Origin of the sequence: Nonomuraea sp. NPDC049695 (genome assembly GCF_040674955.1) — a bacterium.
Lineage (GTDB): Bacteria > Actinomycetota > Actinomycetes > Streptosporangiales > Streptosporangiaceae > Nonomuraea > Nonomuraea helvata.
The window spans coordinates 1-1,878 of sequence record NZ_JBFANV010000219.1; the positions used below are offsets into that span (position 1 = coordinate 1).

The 1,878-nt window shown below is 68.4% G+C and carries 1 protein-coding gene; it reads right to left on the minus strand.

The features are described 5' to 3' along the window. Window positions 1-94: 94 nt before the first annotated feature. Complete coding sequence (locus AB0J64_RS57140; RefSeq protein ID WP_364047196.1) at window positions 95-1,369, minus strand: serine hydrolase domain-containing protein; 1,275 nt, start codon at window positions 1,367-1,369, stop codon at window positions 95-97. Between the last annotated feature and the right edge of the window lie 509 nt (window positions 1,370-1,878).

Sequence of the window (1,878 nt, forward strand, 5' to 3'; positions counted from 1 at the left end):
CCGCGCCCTCGCCCGTCATCACGAGGTGGGAAAGACCGCTAAACGCGCGGCATCACTCACCGAGCACCGCGAGCAGGCAGGTTAAACGACAAGCTCAGAGATAGCGCGGGAAAAGATCCGTCGTCGGCCAAGTGGTCACCTTGCCGATCTGGGCGTTGATGCGCGGGCTGAGCACGTCGAAGTCCGGCGACCCGGTCTCCTCGTTGCGGTTGAACAGGGCAGCATAGGTGAAGCCACCCTGGAGCCGGGCGGTGTAGGTGTAGGTCCCCGGCAATCCGCCGCTGTGCCAGGTGTTGAGGTGCCCCGTCACCTGGCGGACCCACATACCGGCCCCGTACCAGGAGCCGTCGTCCGTGACACCGATCTCCGGCTTGGCCACCATCCTGCCGATGGATGTCGCGTTCAGCACCGCGCCGGGGGCGTCGAGGATGCGCGCGAAGCGCACCAGGTCCACCGCCGAGGCCAGCCAGCCGCCGCCCGGCCCGCGGTTCTCCATGCTGAAGCCGCCGTACGGGGCCGGCACCGTCGCACCGGACGCGTCGGTAACGATCCTGCTCGTCTGCGTCGACTCGTAGACGACCTCGCCGGGCGCGGCCTGTGCCTTGACGGTACGGCCGAGCCGCATGCGGCTGATGCCGACGGGCGCCAGGACCTTCTGCTGGACGTACGACCCGTAAGCCATGCCCGACACCTTCTCGACGATCATGCCGAGCAGCATGTAGCCGTAGTTGCTGTAGGCGAACCTGCTGCCGGGGGCGAAGTCGAGCGGGCGGCCGCCGGCGTACTGGATGATGTGCTCGCGCGCGATCGGCAGGGGGACACCGAGCGATCGGGAGATGGTGTGGTCCAGGTACAGGTAGTCGCCTGAGATGTCGCGGTCCCACCCGCCCGTGTGCTGCAGGAGCCGCCACACCGTCACGTTCGCCAGCCGGGCGTCCGCCGTGATCGGCAGCCCGAGCAGCGTGGCCACGGACGTTCCCAGGCTCAGCTTGCCGTCCTGCGCCAGCCTCATGATCGCCACGGCGGTGATGTGCTTGCTGAGACTCGCGATGCGGAACAGGGAGGTGGGCGTGAGCGTCGGCACGGCGGGGTCGTCGCTGTAGCGGTAGGCCCTGGCCAGCACGAGCTTGCCGTTCTTGGTGATGGCGAGCTGCGCGCAGGAGATCCCGCGCTCCGCGATATAGGTCTTCAGCACCTTGTCGAAGCCTGCGAGCGCAGTCGGTGCCACTCCCGCAGTCTGAACCGTGGCGGCGAACGCCGGCCGGGAGGCTCCCAGCGCGAGGGCAGGCGCTGCGGCAGCGCCCGCCGCCAGGAACCGCCGCCTGCTCATGCCGTTCGATGCGGACAGACGCGGGTCGTTGATCGTCATGACCAGATATCTAGTGGATCGTCGGCCCTCGGTGGGCCGATTTCGCCGGTATTGCCCATCCTGGCGGCGGGCAGCGGGTCATCGACATCGGCAGCAGCCGCCATGGCGGAGAAGGACTGCCGCCGGGCAGAGTGCGTGTGGACCTCTCCGTATGAGACCGCTGCACGCTGGGCGGCCAGGGGCGATGAGATGTTCTGGAACGGCTACAGGATCCACATCAGCGCACCGTGCCACACCGTGTATGCCGTGGACGCGCTGTGGAGCGTGAGAATGGCAGGCGCGGGCGACCAACCGCGCCGCCGGTCTTGATCGCGAACGTGGCGCCCACCGACGCCACCAAGCCCGACGTGGCGGCCGGTGGGCGATCCGCTCAAAGGCTGGACTCGCCAGCGCGGACCCCGGGCCGACACGTCCGACTTCTAGAGCCAACGCCGTTCAGTTAGGGCTGTGGTGGCGGCGTCAAGGGCTCACGGTGCTGGGCGCGACGCTCACCCAGGTCATCTACAAGG

What these genes read in the sequence shown, in the direction of transcription:
- AB0J64_RS57140 (WP_364047196.1), bottom strand. Translation starts at nt 1,369, where the DNA reads ATGACGATCAACGACCCGCGTCTGTCCGCATCGAACGGCATGAGCAGG.